We start from the raw sequence: 2,516 nt of genomic DNA, 5'->3' as shown, positions 1-2,516 counted from the left end.
ACTTAAAACTGTTTAATCGTGCTATGGCCAGTTTCGTCAATATGTCTGATTCTTATTCGATGTTGGATCTGTATGAAAAAGAGATACAACAATTTAAACAGGCTTTTTTACGTGTGAGTGAACTGTCTCAGCAATTGCAAGTGATGGAGAAACAAAGAGGCGATACAGAGGCGCAAGTTAAGTCGGTGATTCAAGATATTTCAACCAAGCTTTCCGCGTTGAGTGAGCAATATCAGTTGGCCGCAAAAACGACCGCATCGCAAACACAGTGGTCTGTATTGGCGGCCTGTGCGTTACTTGCCATATTGACCATTGCTATTTTCCTTACCTTTAGTTTTTCTCTTTCTCGTTCTTTGTCGCAAACAATTCACGTGTTGAACAATATCTCGCGTGGCGATTTGTCACGCCGTATGCCGATGACGAATAACGAAAAGGACGAATTCAATCAACTGGCATTGGCCATTAACCAAAGCTGTGAAAATTTAGGGAAATTGGTGAGTGGTGTGCAGAAAAGCAGTGAAGCCTTGTCTGGTGATGCCGCGTCACTGAATGTTGGATTAGACACTTTGGTGACAAATCAATCTGACGTTTTGGGACAAACGCAATTATTGGCATCGGCCACAGAAGAGGTCAGCGTGACGACCCAAGAAGTCTCCAACTCATTGGAGTTTGTTGCGGAACTCAGCAAATCTTCTATGCAAAGCGCAGAAGAGGGAGGAAAAGTGATTTCCGTTGCTATTACGTCACTGGTTGAGGTTGGTAAAATCCTAAGCTCGGCCGCAGGTCACATTCATCAACTTGAACAAGCTTCTGCAAAAGTAGACTCGGTGATGGACATCATTAATGGTATTGCCGAGCAGACTAACTTATTGGCACTCAATGCCGCAATTGAAGCGGCGAGAGCGGGAGAGCAAGGTCGAGGCTTTGCTGTTGTCGCTGATGAAGTTCGAAGTTTAGCAGTAAGAACGGTCAATGCCGTGGCCGAAATTTCCGGCACGATTGATACTATGCAAAAGGAAAGTGCGGAAGTAATCACTTATATTGCGCAATCTGAGCAGTCTATGCAGAGTGGGCAAGAGAAAGGTAATGAGGCAATACAGGCCATCGCGCAAATTATCAAAAAAGCAGATGAAGCGGCGAATAAAACAGAAGCCATTTTTGCATCGATCCGAGATTTGGCGACCACTAGCCATTCAATGGCAGATAATATGATACAAATATCTCGAGCCATGAAAGCCTTGGAAGAGAACAATGAACAGTTAAGAGCAACCAGCCAGATTGTGGATAAACGCTCTAGCAGCCTAAGTGTAGACTGCCAAAGTTTCACCATATAATTTCAGTTTGCTAAACGTTAGAAAAAAGCAAAAAGAGAAATATTACCGACACCGTGAATGGAGTTTTTGTCTTCCTTATACTCAGGTGTGTTTGCGGTGAACGTTAAACTCGCACCGACTTGTTGAATATACCAAGCCGCACCAACTACGGCGGTCGCCTGAAGATTTTCCAAGTTAACTTGGTAATATTCAGATGGGTGATCCAATCCGTTTAAAGGCCTATCTCCTTCGATGGTAATGTCATTGAAGCGATAGCGTCCTTCTACACCTCCGAATAGAAACCATCCAGTATCCGAGGCACCAATCATCCCTGCCGAGAAAGGGTTTTCTGCACTGATTTGAGCACTGCCAAAGTTACCCGCAAGATCGGTCCCCCAACGCATCATAAAACCTGTGGAGAGATCACTGCGAAAGTTACCTACATTGACCTCTGAAACGTTGGAAAGCTCAACGTCAGTTCCTGCATAGCTGCGGTATCGTGCCAGATTAAAGTGAGACAGATAACCCACGCTGCCGACGATTTTTTCCTCTACTTGGTAGGCCCAGCCATTGGGTTCGTCAGATTTAGTGATGCTGTGCACTAACTTTTGCGCTTTCTCAGAAAGCGCAGCATCTCCGGTGGTTCCAATGGTTAAATTTGCCCGCGTGGCTTGTTGGGGATGCAAACTAATATAGTTAAGCCCGGTGTGTAAATACCCAGCGTAAGGTCGTTCATTCGGCTCTGGTTTGGTAAGAGAAATCTCCGAAGGAGTCCACATTTTGTGGCCAATGCTGATCTCCCATTTGTCCAATGGGGCCGCTCCCCAAACCGAAAGGCTGAGTGGTTTAGCCCACCAATATGGAGCAATCGCCCCTGAGGTGTAGCTTAAAAATAAACCATTGGTGTAGTCGCGATCTACGCCAAATACGCCATCGTTATCGAGGTTAAAAGCAACCGTTGCGTGTTGAGAGGCCAGCGCAGAAGCACTGAGTAACGTCAATGGAAGAATGTGAAATAGCTTCATACGAACACTGCAGAGTATAGACAAGCCCTAATCATATAGGAAAGATGCGCTATTCAGTTGATAAATAGGCAATTGAATCAAAATAAATGTGGTAAGCGTAACATTTGTGGTCAATGCATTGCGCATTTTTGATTTCTAAGTATAAAAAAAGCCCCACTCATCGAGCAGGGCTTAACTA

At 44.8% G+C, this 2,516-nt stretch carries 2 protein-coding genes; one reads left to right on the top strand and one right to left on the bottom strand.

Annotation, left to right across the window (positions count from 1 at the left end):
- Positions 1–1,334, top strand: a 1,334-nt coding sequence (locus tag B9J87_RS04515; RefSeq protein ID WP_094149536.1) for a methyl-accepting chemotaxis protein, incomplete at its 5' end; no start/stop codon positions are given.
- 17 nt (positions 1,335–1,351) lie between these two features.
- Here B9J87_RS04515 and B9J87_RS04510 read toward each other — a convergent pair.
- Positions 1,352–2,338, bottom strand: coding sequence for a lipid A deacylase LpxR family protein (locus tag B9J87_RS04510; RefSeq protein ID WP_176429479.1), 987 nt, complete (start codon positions 2,336–2,338; stop codon positions 1,352–1,354).
- Positions 2,339–2,516 lie beyond the last annotated feature (178 nt).

The organism is Vibrio sp. V19_P1S1T109, from assembly GCF_002241375.1.
In the GTDB taxonomy this organism is placed as follows: domain Bacteria; phylum Pseudomonadota; class Gammaproteobacteria; order Enterobacterales; family Vibrionaceae; genus Vibrio; species Vibrio anguillarum.
This window is presented reverse-complemented; position numbering and strand designations above follow the sequence as displayed.